Origin of the sequence: Pseudomonas ficuserectae (assembly GCF_024584585.1) — a bacterium.
GTDB lineage: Bacteria > Pseudomonadota > Gammaproteobacteria > Pseudomonadales > Pseudomonadaceae > Aquipseudomonas > Aquipseudomonas amygdali.
This window is the reverse complement of record NZ_CP085684.1, coordinates 4,507,430-4,526,392: the sequence shown is the minus strand read 5'-3', so window position 1 is coordinate 4,526,392 and position 18,963 is coordinate 4,507,430. Positions and strand designations below refer to the sequence as shown.

The following is an 18,963-nucleotide window of genomic DNA, read 5'->3' as shown; positions in this document are numbered from 1 at the left end:
TCAGGCATCGGCACTCAGTGGTTGGAGCTCTGACGGCATATCCTGAGCGCTGGCCACGCAGTTGCGACCAGTGCTTTTGGCGAGGTAAAGCGCCTTGTCTGCTTCGTGCAACCAGGATGAGGCATCCGGCAGTTCAGGAGAGTAGGCGGCTATGCCGATACTGAGGCTGACCTTGAGATCGCGCTGCAGAGAGTAGGTCATTTCATCTATCGCCAGACGCGTGCGCTCCAGGATTTCCCGCGCTTGAAACAAGTGGGTGTCCGGCAGAATGACGCAGAACTCATCCCCGCCACAACGTCCGATCAGATCCGAGTCACGCAGGTTTTCCATCAGTGCTTCACTGATGTTCTGCAGCACTGTATCGCCCATGAGGTGGCCATAGGTATCGTTGATGACTTTGAAATGGTCAATGTCGATCAGTGCGATGACGCACTGCTGATGCTGGTTCTGGCTTTTTACGTACTCCAGATCAAGCAGGTCTTTCCATGCGCCATGATTGAGCAGTCCAGTGAGGCTGTCGGTGCGGCTTATTTTGCGCAGGATGTTGCGATGCTCCCAGAGCTTCAGGGTGACCTGATGGCTCATCCAGCCGATGAAAATAGGGTAAATCACCAGTACGGGAAGGCAGGCGTAGATCTGTGCCATGTTGCCATGCAGATTGACAGCAGGGTTGAGCAAGGCCAGCGAGATCAGTACACCCAGTGCCTGTGCGCACAAGCCTTGCAGCATCAGGCGTGGCCCGGCAGCAGCCATGTTATGCATGGCCATCATCGCGATGACCGTAACGCCGGGAACGGCACTGAAGCCCATCGCGCCAATCCAGAACCCGCCCATCAGCGAATCGAAGAGCAGATTGCGCCATTCAGCCTGATAGGGTTCGCGCGACTTTTTCGCAATCTGGTAAGCAACATGTGGCCAGACCAAGGCATTGAGCAGTGCCAGCGTCCAAAGCCAGTGTGCGGCATTCACGTAATACAAAGACACAGCGACAGTAATAAAGCCAACGCTGACACCGAGAGATCTCGGCGCGTAGATCCGCTTGGCGAATGCCAGTCCCTTGCGGTGATATGAGCTCATAGTTCCTTACCGGACATAACGTCTTGAATCGGTCAGAAACCATGACTCCTTGACCGAAAGGCTGGAGTTTGAGCGTTCGACAGTGTCATGGGAAGAGCATTTTGCAGTGCTGTGTCAATTAGCTGCACATTGGGAAGGCTTGCCTGTTCCGGAGTCAATTAACTGACAAAAACAGCCAGGAAACAGGTTCAAAAATATGACGAAACATACAAGCAGCGGCACACTGGAATAACCGGGCAGTGTAGTTGCGTCTTTGCAAAAGTACTGCCCGGTGACATCCGGCTAATCGAGCCGGGCCAGGTTATGCGGCTGCCTTGTTTTTCTGAATCCCGGTCATCCAGGCGACAGCAATGGCCAGCAATGCAACGACGGCTGCGACATATCCAACTGCATTCAGGCCCAGATGCTCAATGGTCAGACCGCCAATGATCGATCCCAGACCTATACCTGCGTTGGCGGCCGAGACGTTCAAGGTTCCTGCCAGTGCCTGGGCCTGCGGTGCGGCTTTCATCACCCTGATCTGACAGATAGGGAACAACGCTGTGTGGGCAATGCCCCAAATCACCAGCACCACGGCCAGTAACGGCATCGAGCCTGCGGCAGGTACGCTTGCGGTCATGCCCAGCGCCAGCAGCAGCGCAAACACCATGGTTGAGCCCAGCGGGCTGCGGTCCACATACCGGCCACCCAACGCATTGCCGATCAGGCCGACTGCACCAAAGCCCATTAACCACCAACCTACTTGAGCCGACTCGATACCTGCGATGCGTTCCAGCGTATCTGCCAGGTAGGTGTAGGCGCCAAACATGGCAGTGAACAGCAAAATGGACAGTAGCAGGTTGGCGAGGAACAGCGGATCTCGCAGGATTTTTGCCTGCTCGGCGAGGCCTACCTTTGCGGTAGGTTCAATACGTGGCATCGACAACGCCAGCAGCACTGCCATTAATGCAGACAGCAGCGTCAGCGCCCAGAACGCGCCGCGCCAGCCCACTGCATCAGCAAATACGGTGCCCAGCGGGATGCCGAACAGCATGGCTGCAGAGATACCGAGGTAGACCTGCGCCACAGCCTTGCCAGCGCGCTTCGGTCCGGCCAGCAGGCTTGCGGTTTCACTGGCGGTGCCCCAGAACACCGGCAACGCCAATGCTGGAATGAATCGCGCCAGTGCCAGCACCCAGATGTTGCTCGACACCGCAGCCAGAGCGTTGGAGGCCGCGAAAATCAGCAGGATGACGATGAACGTACGCTTGCGGTCCAGGTGCGAAAGCATGGCTGTCAGCGGCGGGCCAAACAGCATCACCGTGAAGGCGAATAGCGTGACCAGCAAACCGGCAGTAGAAATGGAAATTCCCAGATCGCGGGCCAGTGAAGGCAGCAGTCCTATGATGAGAAATTCAGTGGTAACGATTACGAAGCCAGCCAGCGCCAGGATCGCGATGGACAAGCCAGCACCGGTCGAGCTTTCGCTCTTGGTGCCGGAGGCGGCAGTTTCCAGAGACGGCATGATACGAACCCATAAAAAATAAGTTCGCCAGCTTATTGCAGAAAATGATTCCTATCTTTGGCAAATATTCCGTACATTGTGGACTTAAATTCACTAATTGGTCTTCCATGTGCTGTCCACTGACCGCCTCAAGGGCATAAACGTTTGTCGCCGTTGCCAATGCTGGGAGCTTTACGGCAGCCGCTGACCGCTTGAGTCTGACCAATTCCGCAGTCAGCAAAAGCGTTGCACGCCTGGAAAGCCGCCTGGGCATGCGTCTGTTCGAGCGCACTACCCGAAGTCTGGCGCTGACCGAGGAGGGTGCGGCCTATCATGCGGTATGCACGCGCATGCTTGCCGACCTGGAGGCTGCCGAAACCGCGCTGGCGGCGCAGCGTACAGAGCCCGCCGGACAACTGCGTATCGATCTGCCCGCGACCTTTGGTCGTTTGCACGCTCTGCCACTGATCCTCGCCTTCACCGGGCAGCATCACAAGCTGCGCCCGCGGATAACCTTCACTGATCGTTTCGTTGACATTCTTGAGGAAGGTATCGACCTGGCCGTGCGCATCGGCGGTCCTGCTGTCTGGCCAGCGGGCGTGGCGCACCGTTACCTGGGCACCGAGCGGGTGATCTTCTGTGCGGCACCGGCTTATCTGGAGCGCCACGGCGTACCGACGACGTTCGAGGACCTTGCCAGTCACGCATGTATTCTGTTTGGTCGTGGCGATGGCAGCACCAGCCCCTGGTTGTTTGTTGACGACCAAGGGCAGCGTGAGGCTCGCGCTGTCGAAGCGCGGCTGGTTATCGGCAACGGCGAAGCCCAGGTGGCTGCGGTGACTTCGGCGTGGGGCATTGCGCAGCTGGCGACCTGGCTGATCAGGGAGCAGTTGCAGCGTGGCGAGTTGGTGGAGATCCTTCCACAACTGGCCACTGACGGTTTGGCGCTGCATCTGGCCTGGCCGCGCAACCGCGAGTCATTGCCCAAGGTGCAGGCGCTGGTTGAGCGACTGTCAGAGGCGTTGCGGGTGGATTAAGCCATACAGGTCAGAGCCACCCGATGCTCGAATCATTCGCCTATGACGGCCTTCACCAGCGCTGCGTGTTCCTTCGGGTTTTTCGCGTTGGAGACCACGTTGAGCACGGCTGCGCGGGCACCCGAAGCGGCAATGATCGATGTGCTCAGAACCTGAGCGTCGCTCATGGTCGCCGAGGTATCCAGCTGCCGTACACCCAGACCGTTCTTCTTGACGATCTTTTTGTCACCCAGCTTTTTGAAGTCTTTGTAGCCGGTACTCTGCTGGGCAAGTATCCCGGTGACCAGGCCATCAAGCACTACGCCGTCGTTGTCGCTGGCCTGCACGCCCATTGGCATAGGCGTCTCGGTAACGATCAGCACGCGCTTTTCAGCGGCATTGGTGTACAGCGCACCCGTCACCCCCTGAGCCTTGGCCTTCGCGTCAATCTCGGGCATCTCGCCCTGCACGTAGCCCGCAGGAATGGTAAACGCCAGTTTGCCACCCAGCAGCGAAGCCTTTTGTACCGCAGCGGCAGCGGGCGCGGCGGCCTGGGGCTTGGTCGCGGCCTGAACGCTGACCATGCTCTGGCAGGCTGCCAGCGCGACACACACAACGATTGCCTTGAAACCGAAAGACCGCATGGAAATTCCTTGTTTGTCTGTTAAATGGAGATGGATCGAGGCCTGTGTGCCCGAGGAATGTGAGTGGCCCGGCAGGTAAAAGTGCCCATAAAAAACGGCCAGCAGGATCACTCCAGCTGGCCGTCCTTTTACTGCGTTTCGCTTACTCGGCGATCTGCAACTTGCGCGACTCGGTATAGACGTAACGCACCTTCTCGTACTCGAATGGCGAGTTCAGCTGGCCATAGCGGAAGCTGGTGACATACCGGCGGTCAATCGCACGCAGCACGGTGATTTCCGGATGGTCGTCGCTGACTTCGGCAACGTTCAGGAAGTTGATCTGGTTTTCAGCCGTGTAGTCAAACAGCATGCCGCCCGTGTCACGCAGGTTCGATGGACCGAACAATGGCAACACCAGATAAGGGCCGGCAGGAACACCATAAAAGCCCAGCGTCTGGCCGAAGTCTTCGCTCTGGCGCGGCAGGCCCATCATGGTCGCCGGGTCCCACAGACCGGCGATGCCGATGGTGGTGTTGAGCAGCAGACGACCGGTTGTGTCCAGCGAACGCTCACCCTTGAACTGCAGCAGGCTGTTCAGCAGGTTGGAGACGTCGCCCAGGTTGCTGAAAAAGTTGCTCACGCCGCTGCGCACGAAGCCGGGTGTGATGTAGCGATAGCCGTCCACGACCGGCAGGAACACCCATTCATCAAAGCGGTAGTTGAAGTGGTACACCCGACGGTTCCAGGATTCCAGCGGGTCGTAGACTTCCAGCGCGTTAATGGAGGCGCGCTCGAATTCACGCTGATCCAGCCCCGGGTTGAATTGCAGCGACTTCAGCGGCTGGGTGAAACCGTCAGCATCGGTCTGACGGGCCACAGTGGCCGGGTGTTGAGCCTTGTTGCTGGTATCCGCGTCAGCGGCCTGGACTGTGCCGGCACAGAGCAGAGCGGCAAGAAGTAAAAGACGTTTAGCCACGGAAAAACTCCAGCATGGCGTCGGTGTTGACGCGGTAATTAAGGTTGCCGCAATGCCCGCCGTACGGATAAACGGTCAGACGATCCCCGAAGGTCTTGCGCAGGAAGCCCAGATCACCCGAGCCCAGAATCACATCGTCAGCGTTGTGCATGACGGCAATCTTGGTGTTGCTGTGCAGGTAATCCTTGAGTGCGTAAAGACTGACCTGGTCGACCAGCTGCAGCAGGCTACCGCCGTCAGTGCGGGCGCGCCACATCGGAATGACCTGTTCGGTCAGGTAGCAATCGAAGTCGCATTGCAGGGCACGCTTGAGGAACGGCGTCAGGCTGGTGCCTTCAGAGATAGGGAATTTTGGTGGCGTGATCAGGCCGCGGCGGTTGATCAGGTCCGAGGTGAACGCGATGTCGGCCGACGAGAAGCGGAACGAGGTACCGATCAGCATCGCCATCTGCTCATTGGTCAGGTGCTGCTTGGACTGCTGAAAGTCGAACAGCAGTGCATCGTTGAGGTCGATGTAACCCTTTTGCCGGAAATAACGGGTCAGCTTGGCCAGCACCAGCTCGTAGAACGTGGTGGTGTTGTTGATGCCCTTGACGTTGGTCTGCACCAGTTTGTCGAGGTTGCTGATCGAGGTGTAAAGGTTGACCGGCGGGTTGAGCAGCAGCACTTTCTTGAAGTTGAAGCTGCGGCGGGTTTCATCCAGCTTGCTGACGAAGGCGGCATTCAGTGCGCCGAGGCTGTAACCGGTCAGGTAATAGTCGGTTACCGGCAGTTGCGCCTGCTGAGCACGAATGGCCTGCATGACGCGATAAATGTCTTCTGCGTCGTCGGTGGAGACACCAGGAGTGGCGAAGCGCGAGGCCGAGCTCATGAAGTCATAGCTGGTGGGCGAAGACAGCTGCACGACGTGGTAGCCCGCTCCGTAATAGAGTTTTTTCAGGAATTCATTGATGGTGCTGTTATACGGCGCACCGGTGCCGGCGATCAGGAAGATCAGCGGGGCAGCGTGGTCCTGCTTCGCCAGGCGATAGTGCAGCTTTTTTACCGCCCAGAAGTTGTCCGGCAGGGTGAACTCGCGCTCGGGATGCAGGTTCAGGGTGTAGACGTCCTGATCGATGTCTTCATCGTCAGGCAGATCGGGGCGCAGATCAGGCGGTGTGGTCGCAATGGTCGCTTCAAACGGATTAGTCAGCGGGTAACCATAGGTGGCAGAGTCGACGGTGGTTGCCAGAGCGGACGCACTTAAACACAAGCCACCTATAACGGTAGCGAAGCGCAGAAAACGGAGCATGACTAAATCCCTTGGGAAAGAAGTGCTGATGAGATACGCAGGCTATGACCAAGGTGTAGTGCCAAAGTGCCGCATCCACCGGTTAACCGTGTAAATTATGACGGAACAATACACGTTCTTTGGAATTTGCAATGCAGTTATGCGGTTTATTTTTCGCAGGCGACGTAGATTGGCTCGGTTTGACCATACAGGCGGGGGACTGACTGCCGCTACATGCCGCTACGCTGCAGCTTTCTGGGGACGAAAAACACAAAGGAGAGCCGTAGCTCTCCTCCAATGTGTTTTACCTGCTCTTTTTATTGTTGTAGGGCGGCCTGTTATTGTTGTTGATGGCCAGTCCCTTTACAGCGTTGTTGAGCGACCCCCATCCGGGGTCAAGAGCAAACGTATTTTTTTGAGCGCTGACTCGCTTTAATCACCTGTCTGCACAACATCGTGATCCCACCGGTTCGGAAGCTACCTAAAGGTAGTTTTATTGTTCTCTGTCCGGTCGCGAGGCCTTTCACCGAAAGGTCCCTGTAAAGCTGATCCACTCCAAAAAAATCTGTTAGCTGCGCCTCTGTCCGTTTTGTTCTTGTTATGTCAGAGCCGTTACGTCTTGTTTTTATTGGTTTGCCGCTTCGTTTCTTGTTTTTGTTGTACAAGAGAGATAGCAGAAGCTGTGCCAACTTTTTAAAGTGCTTTTAAAACAACGATTTAGCTGTTCTGCGGGAAGAGGTGAGTGGGCTGCGCTGGAAAAACTGTTCCCGTGTTACCCGTTCGGGCCGGTGGATGTGAGTCGGCGGTAACACATCCTGTTTCCTTTTATAAAACGAGCAGGCTGAGACGTTTTTCAGCAGCGCTTGTCGCTGATGACTGCATGTTGTCGTTTCCCGTTGCCCGAGTGTCGTAGCCAGAGCATGTCTGCTTGCCCGGCAGGTTGATGATGACGGTGGCAATTTGCTGCGTGTCACTGCGCGTGGCGGCGATCAGAGCGCAGCGTGCCCCGAAACTGGACGCTCAGCGTTATACATCAGCCCCGGAGAGCCCGGGAAGTGATGCTTTCAGGCTTCTGCCCGCAGGGCGTGGGAGCGAACCTGTTCGCGAAAGGGCCGGTACAATCTCTGAATATGCATCGTCTGAGATACAGCCTTCGCGAACAAGTTCGCTCCCACGGCCTTCAGCCAGAATCACAAGCAACGTGTGTATGACGATGAGAGCCAAGCGTGGGTGTGCGCTTGAAAACAACGTTGACGAAGCCCGACAACCGTCGGTGCAGACTTCCGGGGAAGCGACAATGATGATGCGAAAAATACTGGGGGCGGGTGCCGCTCTGGTGCTTGCTGTCAGCTCCACGCTGGCGATTGCTGAAACCAAAACCCTGACCATCGGCTATGTGGAAGGCTGGTCCGACAGCGTCGCCACCACCTTCGTGGCCTCCGAAGTGATCAAGCAGAAGCTTGGCTACGACGTCAAACTGCAATCGGTCGCGGCCGGGATCATGTGGCAGGCTGTGGCCACCGACAAGCTCGACCTGATGTTGTCTGCCTGGCTTCCGGGCACTCACGGCGAGTACTACACCAAGTACAAGGATCAGGTCGTCAACTACGGGCCCAACTTCAAGGACGCCAAAATCGGCCTGATCGTGCCTGAATACGTGAAAGCCAAAACCATCGAAGACCTCAAGACCGATGCTTCCTTCAACAAGAAGATCACCGGGATCGATGCCGGTTCAGGGGTCATGCTCAAGACAGATCAGGCCATCAAGGATTACGGTCTGGACGGTTACAAACTGCAGGCGAGTTCCGGCGCAGGCATGATTGCCGAGCTGACTCGTGCGGAGAAAACGCAGAAAGCCATCGTCGTCACCGGCTGGGTACCGCACTGGATGTTCGCCAAGTGGAAACTGCGTTTCCTGGAAGACCCTAAAGGCGTCTACGGTGCAGCTGAAACCGTCGACAACGTCGCCAGCCTTGGCCTGGAGAAAAAAGCCCCCGAGGTCGTGGCCTTCCTGAAAAAATTCCAGTGGGCATCCAAGGATGAAATCGGTGAAGTGATGCTGGCGATTCAGGACGGTGCCAAACCTGAAGCCGCTGCCAAGGACTGGGTAGCCAAGCACCCGGATCGGGTTGCTGCATGGACCGCTAAATAGTTCTGCAGCCCTCTGCAAAAGCCGTTTCAAGGCCGTCTGGTGCCATCGCCAGACGGCCTTTGGCGTTTCTGGACCACGGTATTTTCTGCACAGGCTGACTTGTGGCGGACCTGTGCCGTGCAAAGAGGTTCATCTGCGGCTAGTGTCGTTCTAATACTAAGGTCGTCTGGAGTGCGCGCCGGACCCGACTAAAGTGCGTTACGTGACATCTCATCTGTGCTGCGAGGACAAAAACAATGAACGACAGCATTTACCTCTCGATTCAAAACAGCCCGCGTTTCAAGGAGCTGGTATCCAAAAGAGAGCGGTTCGCCTGGATTCTCTCGGCGATCATGCTTGGCCTGTATGCGGCCTTTATTCTTTTGATTGCGTACGGACCCCATATTCTGGGGGCCAAGTTGAGCCCGACTTCAACCATTACCTGGGGAATGCCGATAGGCGTAGGGCTAATCCTCTCCGCGTTTGTGCTGACCGCCATCTATGTTCGCCGTGCCAATGGCGAATTCGATGATCTGAACAACGCCATCCTGAAGGAGGCTCAGCAATGATCCGGCGCCTATCAGCAGCACTTGGCCTGGCCACATTCGCGCCGACTCTCTGGGCGGCAGACGCATTGACGGGCGCCGTGCAGAAGCAACCCCTTAACATCGCCGCGATTGTCATGTTCGTGGTATTCGTCGCCTTCACGCTGTACATCACCTACTGGGCGTCGAAAAAGAACAAGACCGCGTCGGACTACTACTCGGCAGGCGGCAAGATCACCGGTTTCCAGAATGGTCTGGCAATTGCCGGTGATTACATGTCGGCAGCGTCCTTTCTGGGTATCTCCGCACTGGTCTACACCTCCGGCTACGACGGCCTGATCTACTCGATCGGCTTTCTGGTGGGCTGGCCGATCATTCTGTTCCTGATCGCCGAACGCTTGCGTAATCTGGGTAAATACACATTTGCCGACGTTGCGTCGTATCGCCTCAAGCAAAAGGAAATTCGCACCTTGTCCGCCTGCGGCTCGCTGGTGGTAGTGGCGTTCTACCTGATTGCGCAAATGGTCGGTGCCGGCAAGCTGATCCAGCTGCTGTTCGGTCTGGACTACACGGTTGCGGTGGTACTGGTCGGTATCCTGATGTGCCTTTACGTATTGTTCGGCGGCATGCTGGCCACTACCTGGGTGCAGATCATCAAGGCGGTCATGTTGCTGTCCGGTGCGTCGTTCATGGCCCTGATGGTTATGAAACACGTTAACTTCGACTTCAACATGCTGTTCTCCGAGGCGATCAAGGTTCACCCTAAAGGTGAAGCGATCATGAGCCCTGGCGGTCTGGTGAAAGACCCGATTTCAGCGTTCTCGCTGGGTCTGGCGCTGATGTTCGGTACTGCTGGCCTGCCGCATATTCTGATGCGCTTCTTCACCGTGAGCGATGCCAAGGAAGCCCGCAAGTCCGTGCTGTACGCAACCGGCTTCATCGGCTACTTCTACATCCTGACCTTTATCATCGGTTTTGGCGCGATCCTGCTGGTCAGCACCAACCCGGCGTTCAAGGATGCAGCGGGTGCCTTGCTGGGCGGTAACAACATGGCAGCGGTTCACCTGGCCGATGCTGTCGGTGGCAGCCTGTTCCTGGGCTTCATCTCGGCAGTCGCCTTCGCCACCATTCTGGCAGTGGTTGCCGGCCTGACCCTGGCAGGTGCTTCGGCGGTCTCCCATGACCTGTATGCCAGCGTGATCAAAGCGGGCAAGGCCAACGAGAAAGACGAGATCCGTATCTCGAAAATCACCACCATTGCGCTGGCAGTCGTGGCGATCCTTCTGGGTATTGCCTTCGAAAGTCAGAACATCGCGTTCATGGTGGGTCTGGCGTTCTCGGTCGCTGCAAGCTGCAACTTCCCGATCCTGCTGCTTTCCATGTACTGGAAAAACCTGACCACCCGTGGCGCTATGATTGGCGGCTGGATGGGCCTGATCAGTGCCGTGGTGCTGATGATCCTGGGGCCAACCATCTGGGTGCAGATCCTGCATCACGAGAAAGCCATTTTCCCTTACGAATACCCGGCGCTGTTTTCTATCGCCATCGCCTTCGTAGGTATCTGGTTCTTCTCCATCACCGACAAGTCGAAAGCGGCAGAGGGCGAGCGCGCCTTGTTCTACCCGCAATTCGTCCGGTCACAAACAGGCCTGGGTGCCAGCGGTGCGGTTTCGCACTAAGTGCTGAAGCAGTAAATGAAGCAGCCTTCGGGCTGCTTTTTCATGGGCCATAAAAAAGCCCCGCCTGGAGAGGCGGGGCTTTTGCCTGTTGCTTGAAGCAACAGGTTATATCTTGCCGAGCAATACCAGAATCAGCAGGATCACCAGGATAGTACCGATGATGCCCGACGGACCGTAGCCCCAGCTGCGCGAGTGCGGGAATACCGGCAGACCGCCAACCAGCAACAGAATCAGAACGATGATAAGAATAGTGCCGATGCCCATGATGAGTTCCCTCTTTCATTTAAGTTAGTTAACAGATGCAGTACAGAATTTCATACCCAACGGCACTGAATTTGCCTGCTTGACTCATCCGACTATGGCCGCTCGGGAAAGGTTTCATCTATTTTTAATAATTTCTTACATATCTAAAAAATCATTAAAATCATGGGCTTGATGTGTTTTTGTCCGACAAAAATTCGGGTCTAGTTGATGGAAAGTGCCTGAAATGATCTTAAAAATCATTGAACTAAATGGCGTGAAAATTCTCCGCTGATTTGCACAGATGACCTGATTGAAATCCAGCAGAGGGCGCGCAGATGTTTTATCGAGTGGCGGCAGATGCCGTGGTCGCGTTTCATCTACTGTTCATCGTATTCGTGCTATTCGGCGGTCTGCTGGTAGTGAGCAGGCCGTGGCTGGCATTACTACACGTTCCGGCAGCTGCGTGGGGGGCTGCGGTTGAGTTTCTGCATCTTTATTGCCCACTGACACCGCTGGAAAACACACTGCGCCGCACAGCCGGTGAGCAAGGATATGACGGCGGCTTCGTCGAGCATTATCTGATTCCGCTGATCTACCCGGCCGGGCTTACGCCGGGCATACAGCTGTGGCTGGGGGGCATTGTGCTGTTGGTCAATGTGTCGGTGTACGGCCTGTTATTGATGCGTTTCTTATCACGCGTGCGGCATTCATAAGCTTCGGGTTTGCTCCAGGCATTCAGCGCCTTGATGGTGGGGTTGTAGGGCCCCGGCTGTGATTACACTCAGGCAACTCCTGCACATCACAAGGCACTCGGCTATGCAAAACCGCATCATGATTACTGGCGCCGGCTCAGGTCTGGGTCGTGAAATTGCACTGCGCTGGGCGCGCGAAGGCTGGCGGCTGGCGCTGTCGGACATCAACGATGCCGGTCTGCAGGAAACCCTGATGCTGGTGCGCGAGGCGGGTGGTGACGGGTTCGTTCAGCGTTGCGATGTTCGCGATTACAGTCAGCTCACGGCGTTTGCTCAGGCATGTGAAGAGCGACTGGGCGGCATCGACATCATCGTCAACAACGCGGGCGTGGCGTCGGGTGGCTTCTTCAACGAGCTGTCGCTGGAAGACTGGGACTGGCAGATCGCGATCAACCTGATGGGGGTCGTCAAAGGCTGCAAGGCGTTTTTGCCTATGTTGCAGGCCAGCAAAGGCAAAATCATCAACATTGCGTCGATGGCCGCGTTGATGCAGGCCCCGGCGATGAGCAATTACAACGTCGCCAAGGCAGGGGTTGTGGCACTTTCTGAAAGCCTGCTGGTTGAACTGCATGATCAGGGCGTCGCCGTGCATGTGGTCTGCCCGTCGTTCTTTCAGACCAACTTGCTGGATTCGTTTCGAGGCCCGACGCCTGCCATGAAAGCGCAGATCGGCAGACTGCTGGAGAAGTCACCGATCACTGCCGCAGATATTGCCGACTACATCTTCAGGCAGGTAGCCGCAGGCGAGTTCATGATCCTGCCCCACGAAGAAGGCCGAATGGCCTGGGACCTCAAGCGCAACCAGCCACAAGCGATGTATGACGAAATGACCATCATGTGCGCAAAGATGCGCGCCAAGGCGCAGAAAGGGCACGCCTGACACAGCTCAAAAGCGGACGCGAGCATCTCACTATCGTGCGATGCTCCCACGCTGGAGCGTGCGGAACGATAACCTCACTATCGTGCGACGTTTCGGGCCGGAATGCCGTTGCGTACGTTGACTATCGTGCGACGCTCCGCGTCGCATGCCGTTCCGGATGCTCTGCGTCCTCTTGCGACGCAGAGCGTCGCGACCTGCATTCCCACGCTGGAGCGTGCGGAACGATAACCTCACTATCGCGCGACGTTTCGCGTCGGCATGTCGTTGCGTACGTTGACTATCGTGCGACGCTCCGCGTCGCATGCCGTTCCGGACGCTCTGCGTCCTCTTGAGTGGCGCCGCGTTGGGTGTTCAGGGTCATTAAGGTCATGGGGGCGCTGTTTTCTGCTAGGGTTGCGCCCATCCTTTCAGCCCCTTTCAGCGAGTCCATCGTGCTCAATTACCTGTGGTTCTTTCTCGCAGCCCTGTTCGAGATATTCGGCTGCTATGCCTTCTGGCTATGGCTGCGCCAAGGCAAAAGCGCGCTGTGGGTCATTCCGGCACTCATCAGCCTGACACTGTTCGCGCTGTTGCTGACACGTGTGGAAGCGGCCTATGCGGGGCGAGCCTATGCGGCGTATGGAGGAATTTACATCGTCGCGTCGATTGCCTGGCTGGGGCTGGTCGAGCGGATCAGGCCGCTGGGCACGGACTGGCTGGGTCTGGCTTTCTGCGTGATCGGCGCGACTATCATCCTGCTCGGGCCGCGCTGGTCAGCTCCATGAAAACTGCGGCTGCCAGCGATATTTCCTACAGATTTAGCTAGAAAGTAAGACCCTTCCTTCAGTCTTTTCCGATGCGTTTGAAGGGCGTTACTGATTTGCCATCAGCGCATTGAAGCGCTCGGTTTCGCGATGCACCCTGCCTTTTTGCGCAACGAGAAGGGTGGGAAAAATGCTGGTACTGACGCGGGAAATTGGTGAAACGTTTTCAATCGGTGATGACATCACCGTGCAGATTCTAGGTATCAACGGCAATCAGGTGAGGCTCGGGATCAATGCCCCGAAAGACATCAAGGTTCACCGAGCCGAGGTCTACAAGCGCATCGCCAACAAACTTTCGCAACAAGCGACAACGCCGCTTCAATAGGCGACGTTGTTCGCCTCATTGAAAACCCCGATTCAGGCCCGCCCAAGGTTATTCAAAAAACTCCTTGGGCACATCGTGCTTGAGCATCAACTGACATTGCTGACTCTCAAGATCGAAAAAGATTACCGCCTGGCCTTTGGTCAGCGCATGTCGCACACGCAGCACGCGGGTTTGCAGCGGTGTTTCGTCGCCATTATCGGTGCCCTCACGGGTGACGAAATCCTCAATCAGGCGGGTGAGGGTGTCGGGTTCCAGTTGGTCGTAGGGGATCAGCATGGCGGTTCTCGTGTCGATGAGCAGCGATGATAGAACTGCGGTGCCAGGCACCGCAATTCACAGGCCCTCAACTTTCCTCGCGATTCTGCCCGATCAGGCTGTCGACCGGTGGCACACGGGTGTCGGATTCCATCTGCGCATCATGTTCGATCTGATGGCTGAACCGCTCCAGTGAACTCTGGGCCGGTTTGGCATCGCTGGCGAACACAGGTGGGCTCAATATGTAAGCACCCAGCAGTTTGCTCAGCGCTGCCAGGCTATCGATGTGCGTACGCTCATACCCGTGAGTCGCATCGCAGCCGAAGGCCAGCAGGGCCGTGCGGATGTCGTGCCCTGACGTCACTGCCGAATGCGCATCGCTGTAGTAATAGCGAAACAGGTCACGGCGTACCGGCAGTTCGTTCTCTACGCCCAGACGCAGCAAGTGGCGGGACAGATGGTAGTCGTACGGACCGCCCGAGTCCTGCATCGCCACGCTCACCGCGTGCTCGCTGGAGTGCTGGCCCGGTGCAACCGGCGCGATGTCGATACCGACGAACTCGCTCACGTCCCAAGGCAGTACGCCCGCTGCGCCCGTACCGGTTTCTTCGGTGATGGTGAACAGCGGGTGGCAATCGATCAACGGCTCTGCACCGCTGTCGACAATGGATTTCAGCGCCGCAAGCAGCGCCGCGACACCGGCCTTGTCATCCAGATGGCGTGCACTGATGTGACCGCTCTCGGTGAACTCCGGCAGCGGGTCGAAAGCCACAAAGTCGCCGATACCGATGCCCAGCGATTCGCAGTCGGCACGTGTGGTGCAATAGGCATCCAGACGCAGCTCGACGTGGTCCCAACTGATCGGCATCTCGTCCACGGCGGTATTGAACGCATGACCGGACGCCATCAACGGCAGAACGCTGCCACGAATCACGCCCGTGTCGGTGAATACACTGACACGGCTGCCCTCGGCAAACCGGCTTGACCAGCAACCGACTGCCGCCAGTGCCAGGCGGCCATTGTCTTTGACTTCCCGAACGCTGGCACCGATGGTGTCCAGGTGCGCTGATACTGCACGGTCAGGGCTGTTCTGCTTGCCCTTGAGCGTGGCGCGGATCGTGCCGCGGCGGGTCAGCTCGAACGGGATGCCCAGTTCTTCAAGACGCTCGGCCACGTAACGCACGATAGTGTCGGTAAAACCGGTCGGACTTGGAATCGCGAGCATTTCCAACAGAACTTTCTGCAGGTATTTCAGATCCGGATCGGGGATATTTGCAGGGGTCATGGATGCTCCTTATGGAACAGTTGCAAGCCACAAGGCTGCAAGGGCTGATAGCCCTTTTGCAGCCTGTGTCCGCAACTGCGATCAGATATGCACAGGCAGGCTGTGCGGAAACAACAGATCGACGAAACGTTCGGCGGTGGGTTGTGGTTCATGGTTGGCAAGGCCCACGCGTTCATTGGCTTCGATGAACACGTACTCGGGCTGATCGGCGGCCGGCACCATCAGGTCCAGGCCGACGACCGGGATGTCCAGAGCCCGCGCTGCACGTACTGCTGCATCGCTGAGCACCGGGTGCAGAATCGCCGTGACATCTTCAAGGCAGCCACCGGTGTGCAAGTTTGCAGCGCGGCGCACGGCCAGACGCTGATCCATCGGCAGAGTATCGGCATACTCAAAACCGGCCTCGCGCACTGTGCGCTCGGTCTCCTGGTCCATCGGAATACGGCTTTCGCCATCAGTCGCGGCGGCACGGCGACGGCTCTGGGCCTCGATCAACTGTTTGATGGTATGGCGTCCATCACCAATGACCTCAGCCGGACGACGGATCGCTGCAGCCACCACCTGAAAGCCGATCACCACGATGCGCAGGTCGAGGCCTTCATGAAAGCTTTCCAGAATGACGCGCGTGTCGAACCGACGGGCCTGTTCGATAGCGCTCTGAACGTCTTCGATGGTCCGCAGATCGACGGCGACACCCTGGCCTTGCTCGCCATCCAGCGGCTTGACCACGATTTGCCCGTGCTCTTCAAGAAACGCAAGGTTGTCGTCTGCACTGCCTGCCCGCTGCTGTGCGGGCAAGCGCAGGCCGGCAGCCTTCAACGCTCGATGGGTCAGGCTTTTGTCCTGACACAGGGTCATGCTCACCGCGCTGGTCAGATCGCTCAACGACTCGCGGCAGCGGATCCGCCGACCACCATAGCTGAGGGTAAACAGGCCGGCATCCGCGTCATCCACCTGTACATCAATGCCACGACGATGGGCTTCCTCGACGATGATTCGCGCATATGGATTGAAATCCGCCTGCGGACCGGGGCCGAGGAACAACGACTCGTTGATGCCGTTCTTGCGCTTGATGGCGAAGGTCGGAAGGTTACGGAAATTCAGCTTGGCGTACAGCGCCTTGGCCTGATGGTTGTCATGCAACACCGACAGATCAAGGTAGCTCAGACCGCGGCTCATGAAGTGCTCGATCAAATGCCGCACCAGCACTTCACCCACGCCGGGACGTGTGCATTGCGGGTCAACCGCCAGGCACCAGAGGCTGCTGCCTTTTTCCGGGTCATTGAAGGCTTTCTGATGATCAAGGCCCATGACGCTGCCGATGATCGTGTTGCTGCCCTCATCTTCGGCCACCCAATATACCGGGCCACCTTCATGGCGCGGCGTGAGCAGGGCCGGGTCGATGGGCAACATGCCGCGTGCCAGATACAGGTTATTGATGGCTTGCCAGTCCGCTTCGTTATGCGCCCGGCGGATGCGATACCCGCGAAACACCCGGTGCGCCGGTCGGTAGTCGCTGAACCACAGACGAAGCGTGTCCGACGGGTCGAGAAACAACTGCTGCGGCGATTGCGCCAATACCTGCTGCGGCGCCGCCACATACAAGGCAATGTCACGCTCGCCGGGCTTTTCGTTGAGCAGGTCTTGGGCCAGTGCTGCCGGATCAGGGTAAGTATGACCGATCAGCAAGCGTCCCCAGCCACAATGCAGCGCCAGAGGGTCTGCATCTATCTGGCTGCCATCTTCGGCAAGACGCGCTTGCAGACGTTCGTACGAGGGCGACTGGCCACGCAACAAGCGCTGGCTATAAGTCGTCGCGTTCTGTTTCATCAATCACAGTCCTTGTTCGCTGAGCCACAGGTTCAGCGCTGCCAGTTGCCACAACTTGGAGCCGCGCAATGGCGTGAGCTGGCCCTCTGGGTTGGTCAGCAACTTATCGACCATGGCCGGATTGAACAGGCCGCGGTCCTGACTGGAGTCGGTCAACAGTTCACGCACCCAGTTAAGGGTGTCGCCCTGCAAGTGCTTGAGGCCGGGAACCGGGAAGTAGCCCTTCTTGCGGTCGATCACTTCCGAAGGAATGACCAGACGCGCCGCTTCTTTCAACACTTGCTTGCCGCCATCAGGCAATTTGAACTTGCCCGGAATACGCGCAGACAACTCAACCAGACGGTAGTCAAGGAACGGTGTACGCGCTTCCAGGCCCCAGGCCATGGTCATGTTGTCGACTCGTTTGACCGGGTCATCGACCAGCATCACCGTACTGTCCAGGCGCAACGCCTTGTCGACCGCCGCGCTGGCACCGGGCTGGGCGAAATGATCGCGAACGAAATCACCGGCTGCGTCGTTGGCTGTGTGCCACTTCGGCTGCACCGTCTCGGCATATTCCGCATAGCTGCGGTCGACAAACGCATCGCGGTAGGCCACAACCGGGTCGCTCGCGCCGTCCACTTGTGGGTACCAGTGGTAACCGGCAAATAGCTCGTCAGCGCCCTGACCGCTCTGTACCACCTTGCAATGCTTGGACACTTCACGCGACAGCAGGTAGAAGGCGATGCAATCGTGGCTGACCATCGGCTCGCTCATGGCGCGGAACGCCGCAGGCAGCTGTTCGATGATCTCGCTTTCCTGAATACGCAACTGGTGGTGGCGTGTGCCGTAATGCTTGGCGATCAGGTCGGAATACTGAAATTCATCTCCACGCTCGCCACCGGCATCCTGAAAGCCGATAGAGAAGGTCGACAGGTCTTCGACCCCCACTTCACGCAACAGGCCGACCAGCATGCTGGAGTCGACACCGCCGGAAAGCAGCACGCCGACGTCTACCGCGGCACGCTGACGAATCGCCACTGCTTCACGGGTGCTGTCCAATACGCGGTCGCGCCAGTCTTCGAGCGTGAGGTTTTTCTCGTCTTCGTGCGGGCCGTAGGGCAGGGTCCACCAGACTTTCTGTTCGACCTTGCCGCTGGCGTCGATACGCATCCAGCTGGCTGGCGGAAGTTTTTCGACGCCGGCCAGCAAGGTGCGCGGCGCAGGCACCACCGCGTGGAAGTTGAGGTAATGGTTGAGCGCCACCGGATCAAGCATTCCGCTGATATCACCACCCTTGAGCAGGGCAGGTAGCGAAGACGCGAAGCGCAGGCGCTTGTCGGTTTTCGACAGGTACAACGGCTTTACGCCGAGGCGGTCACGGGCGATGAACAGCTGCTTGCTGTCACGCTCCCAGATGGCGAAGGCGAACATGCCATTGAGCTTGGGCAGCATGTCTGCGCCCCAGGCGTGATAGCCCTTGAGCAACACCTCGGTGTCGCCACCGGAATGAAACTGATAGCCAAGGCTTTCCAACTCGGCACGCAATTCCGGGAAGTTGTAAATCGCACCGTTGAAGGCCATGGACAGGCCCAGGTGACTGTCGATCATCGGCTGCGCCGAGCCATCCGACAGGTCCATGATTTTCAAACGGCGATGACCAAGGGCAACCGGCCCCTGGCTGTGAAACCCCCACGCATCCGGGCCGCGAGGCGCCAGCTCATGGGTAATGCGCTCAACAGCGGCCAGGTCCGCTGGTTGATGGTCAAAACGAAGTTCACCTGCTAATCCGCACATAAGTCCTTACCGGG

At 57.6% G+C, this 18,963-nt stretch carries 17 protein-coding genes and 1 pseudogene; 8 read left to right on the top strand and 10 right to left on the bottom strand.

Annotated features, from left to right (window positions below; translation table 11 throughout):
* Both LJU29_RS19960 and LJU29_RS19955 read right to left on the bottom strand, forming a co-directional pair.
* Nucleotides 1-1,077: a diguanylate cyclase gene (locus tag LJU29_RS19960; RefSeq protein WP_002552545.1), complete on the bottom strand. Its 1,077-nt coding sequence runs from the start codon at nucleotides 1,075-1,077 to the stop codon at nucleotides 1-3.
* A 301-nt stretch (nucleotides 1,078-1,378) separates the two neighbouring features.
* A complete protein-coding gene (locus tag LJU29_RS19955; RefSeq protein WP_002552546.1) occupies nucleotides 1,379-2,581 on the bottom strand; it encodes an MFS transporter in 1,203 nt (400 codons plus the stop codon).
* Between the two features lie 109 nt (nucleotides 2,582-2,690).
* Between LJU29_RS19955 and LJU29_RS19950 the strand changes: the two are divergent.
* Nucleotides 2,691-3,597 (top strand): annotated as a pseudogene (locus tag LJU29_RS19950) (LysR family transcriptional regulator).
* Between the two features lie 32 nt (nucleotides 3,598-3,629).
* Here LJU29_RS19950 and LJU29_RS19945 read toward each other — a convergent pair.
* The 3 genes from LJU29_RS19945 to mlaY form a co-directional block, all read right to left on the bottom strand.
* The gene (locus LJU29_RS19945; protein ID WP_002552548.1) at nucleotides 3,630-4,220 is read right to left on the bottom strand and encodes a DcrB/PsbP domain-containing protein; all 591 of its coding nucleotides are present in this window, start codon (nucleotides 4,218-4,220) and stop codon (nucleotides 3,630-3,632) included.
* Nucleotides 4,221-4,362: 142 nt separating this feature from the next.
* Entirely contained in the window at nucleotides 4,363-5,175 is an 813-nt protein-coding gene (locus LJU29_RS19940) for an MlaA family lipoprotein (RefSeq protein ID WP_005733992.1), read from the bottom strand.
* The gene (mlaY, locus tag LJU29_RS19935; protein WP_005733991.1) at nucleotides 5,168-6,466 is read right to left on the bottom strand and encodes a lipid asymmetry maintenance lipase MlaY; all 1,299 of its coding nucleotides are present in this window, start codon (nucleotides 6,464-6,466) and stop codon (nucleotides 5,168-5,170) included. The genes LJU29_RS19940 and mlaY overlap by 8 nt, the downstream gene beginning before the upstream one ends.
* A 1,276-nt stretch (nucleotides 6,467-7,742) precedes the next feature.
* Here mlaY and LJU29_RS19930 point away from each other — a divergent pair.
* From LJU29_RS19930 to LJU29_RS19920, 3 genes are all read left to right on the top strand, one after another.
* Nucleotides 7,743-8,597, top strand: coding sequence for a glycine betaine ABC transporter substrate-binding protein (locus tag LJU29_RS19930; protein ID WP_005758702.1), 855 nt, complete (start codon nucleotides 7,743-7,745; stop codon nucleotides 8,595-8,597).
* 236 nt (nucleotides 8,598-8,833) lie between these two features.
* Nucleotides 8,834-9,145, top strand: a complete 312-nt coding sequence (locus tag LJU29_RS19925; protein ID WP_002552552.1) for a DUF485 domain-containing protein — start codon at nucleotides 8,834-8,836, stop codon at nucleotides 9,143-9,145.
* Entirely contained in the window at nucleotides 9,142-10,800 is a 1,659-nt protein-coding gene (locus tag LJU29_RS19920; protein ID WP_004657644.1) for a cation acetate symporter, read from the top strand. Before LJU29_RS19925 ends, LJU29_RS19920 begins: the two co-directional genes overlap by 4 nt.
* A 105-nt stretch (nucleotides 10,801-10,905) precedes the next feature.
* On the opposite strand, the gene LJU29_RS19915 is transcribed toward LJU29_RS19920, so the two are convergent.
* On the bottom strand, nucleotides 10,906-11,064 hold the full coding sequence (locus LJU29_RS19915; protein WP_002552554.1) for a DUF3309 family protein: 159 nt from the start codon (nucleotides 11,062-11,064) through the stop codon (nucleotides 10,906-10,908).
* A 314-nt stretch (nucleotides 11,065-11,378) separates the two neighbouring features.
* Here LJU29_RS19915 and LJU29_RS19910 point away from each other — a divergent pair, with 314 nt between their 5' ends.
* The 4 genes from LJU29_RS19910 (at nucleotide 11,379) to csrA (ending at nucleotide 13,803) form a co-directional block, all read left to right on the top strand.
* Nucleotides 11,379-11,756, top strand: a complete 378-nt coding sequence (locus tag LJU29_RS19910) for a DUF2784 domain-containing protein (RefSeq protein ID WP_005758700.1) — start codon at nucleotides 11,379-11,381, stop codon at nucleotides 11,754-11,756.
* Between the two features lie 103 nt (nucleotides 11,757-11,859).
* Nucleotides 11,860-12,675 carry an SDR family oxidoreductase gene (locus LJU29_RS19905; RefSeq protein ID WP_005746252.1) on the top strand — a complete coding sequence of 272 codons (816 nt, stop codon included), beginning with the start codon at nucleotides 11,860-11,862 and terminating at the stop codon, nucleotides 12,673-12,675.
* Nucleotides 12,676-13,106: 431 nt separating this feature from the next.
* Nucleotides 13,107-13,439 (top strand): YnfA family protein, encoded by a 333-nt coding sequence (locus LJU29_RS19900; protein ID WP_054995098.1) that lies wholly within the window; start codon nucleotides 13,107-13,109, stop codon nucleotides 13,437-13,439.
* A gap of 169 nt (nucleotides 13,440-13,608) precedes the next feature.
* The gene (gene csrA, locus LJU29_RS19895) at nucleotides 13,609-13,803 is read left to right on the top strand and encodes a carbon storage regulator CsrA (protein WP_002552557.1); all 195 of its coding nucleotides are present in this window, start codon (nucleotides 13,609-13,611) and stop codon (nucleotides 13,801-13,803) included.
* 48 nt (nucleotides 13,804-13,851) lie between these two features.
* Here the strand turns inward: csrA and LJU29_RS19890 are convergent, their stop codons facing one another.
* The 4 genes from LJU29_RS19890 to LJU29_RS19875 form a co-directional block, all read right to left on the bottom strand.
* Entirely contained in the window at nucleotides 13,852-14,079 is a 228-nt protein-coding gene (locus LJU29_RS19890) for a YheU family protein (RefSeq protein WP_003314533.1), read from the bottom strand.
* A gap of 67 nt (nucleotides 14,080-14,146) precedes the next feature.
* A complete protein-coding gene (locus LJU29_RS19885) occupies nucleotides 14,147-15,343 on the bottom strand; it encodes an osmoprotectant NAGGN system M42 family peptidase (protein ID WP_002552559.1) in 1,197 nt (398 codons plus the stop codon).
* 81 nt (nucleotides 15,344-15,424) lie between these two features.
* Nucleotides 15,425-17,173, bottom strand: coding sequence for an N-acetylglutaminylglutamine synthetase (ngg, locus tag LJU29_RS19880; RefSeq protein ID WP_257111104.1), 1,749 nt, complete (start codon nucleotides 17,171-17,173; stop codon nucleotides 15,425-15,427).
* A gap of 3 nt (nucleotides 17,174-17,176) precedes the next feature.
* Nucleotides 17,177-18,949 carry an N-acetylglutaminylglutamine amidotransferase gene (locus LJU29_RS19875; RefSeq protein WP_257111103.1) on the bottom strand — a complete coding sequence of 591 codons (1,773 nt, stop codon included), beginning with the start codon at nucleotides 18,947-18,949 and terminating at the stop codon, nucleotides 17,177-17,179.
* Nucleotides 18,950-18,963: the final 14 nt, after the last annotated feature.

Coding starts and splice junctions, on each gene's coding strand:
- LJU29_RS19875 (WP_257111103.1), bottom strand. CDS start 18,949: ATGTGCGGATTAGCAGGTGAACTTCGTTTTGACCATCAACCAGCGGAC.
- LJU29_RS19905 (WP_005746252.1), top strand. CDS start 11,860: ATGCAAAACCGCATCATGATTACTGGCGCCGGCTCAGGTCTGGGTCGT.
- LJU29_RS19945 (WP_002552548.1), bottom strand. CDS start 4,220: ATGCGGTCTTTCGGTTTCAAGGCAATCGTTGTGTGTGTCGCGCTGGCA.
- LJU29_RS19890 (WP_003314533.1), bottom strand. CDS start 14,079: ATGCTGATCCCCTACGACCAACTGGAACCCGACACCCTCACCCGCCTG.
- LJU29_RS19955 (WP_002552546.1), bottom strand. CDS start 2,581: ATGCCGTCTCTGGAAACTGCCGCCTCCGGCACCAAGAGCGAAAGCTCG.
- mlaY (WP_005733991.1), bottom strand. CDS start 6,466: ATGCTCCGTTTTCTGCGCTTCGCTACCGTTATAGGTGGCTTGTGTTTA.
- LJU29_RS19925 (WP_002552552.1), top strand. CDS start 8,834: ATGAACGACAGCATTTACCTCTCGATTCAAAACAGCCCGCGTTTCAAG.
- LJU29_RS19920 (WP_004657644.1), top strand. CDS start 9,142: ATGATCCGGCGCCTATCAGCAGCACTTGGCCTGGCCACATTCGCGCCG.
- LJU29_RS19885 (WP_002552559.1), bottom strand. CDS start 15,343: ATGACCCCTGCAAATATCCCCGATCCGGATCTGAAATACCTGCAGAAA.
- LJU29_RS19960 (WP_002552545.1), bottom strand. CDS start 1,077: ATGAGCTCATATCACCGCAAGGGACTGGCATTCGCCAAGCGGATCTAC.
- LJU29_RS19930 (WP_005758702.1), top strand. CDS start 7,743: ATGATGATGCGAAAAATACTGGGGGCGGGTGCCGCTCTGGTGCTTGCT.
- ngg (WP_257111104.1), bottom strand. CDS start 17,173: ATGAAACAGAACGCGACGACTTATAGCCAGCGCTTGTTGCGTGGCCAG.
- csrA (WP_002552557.1), top strand. CDS start 13,609: ATGCTGGTACTGACGCGGGAAATTGGTGAAACGTTTTCAATCGGTGAT.
- LJU29_RS19915 (WP_002552554.1), bottom strand. CDS start 11,064: ATGGGCATCGGCACTATTCTTATCATCGTTCTGATTCTGTTGCTGGTT.
- LJU29_RS19910 (WP_005758700.1), top strand. CDS start 11,379: ATGTTTTATCGAGTGGCGGCAGATGCCGTGGTCGCGTTTCATCTACTG.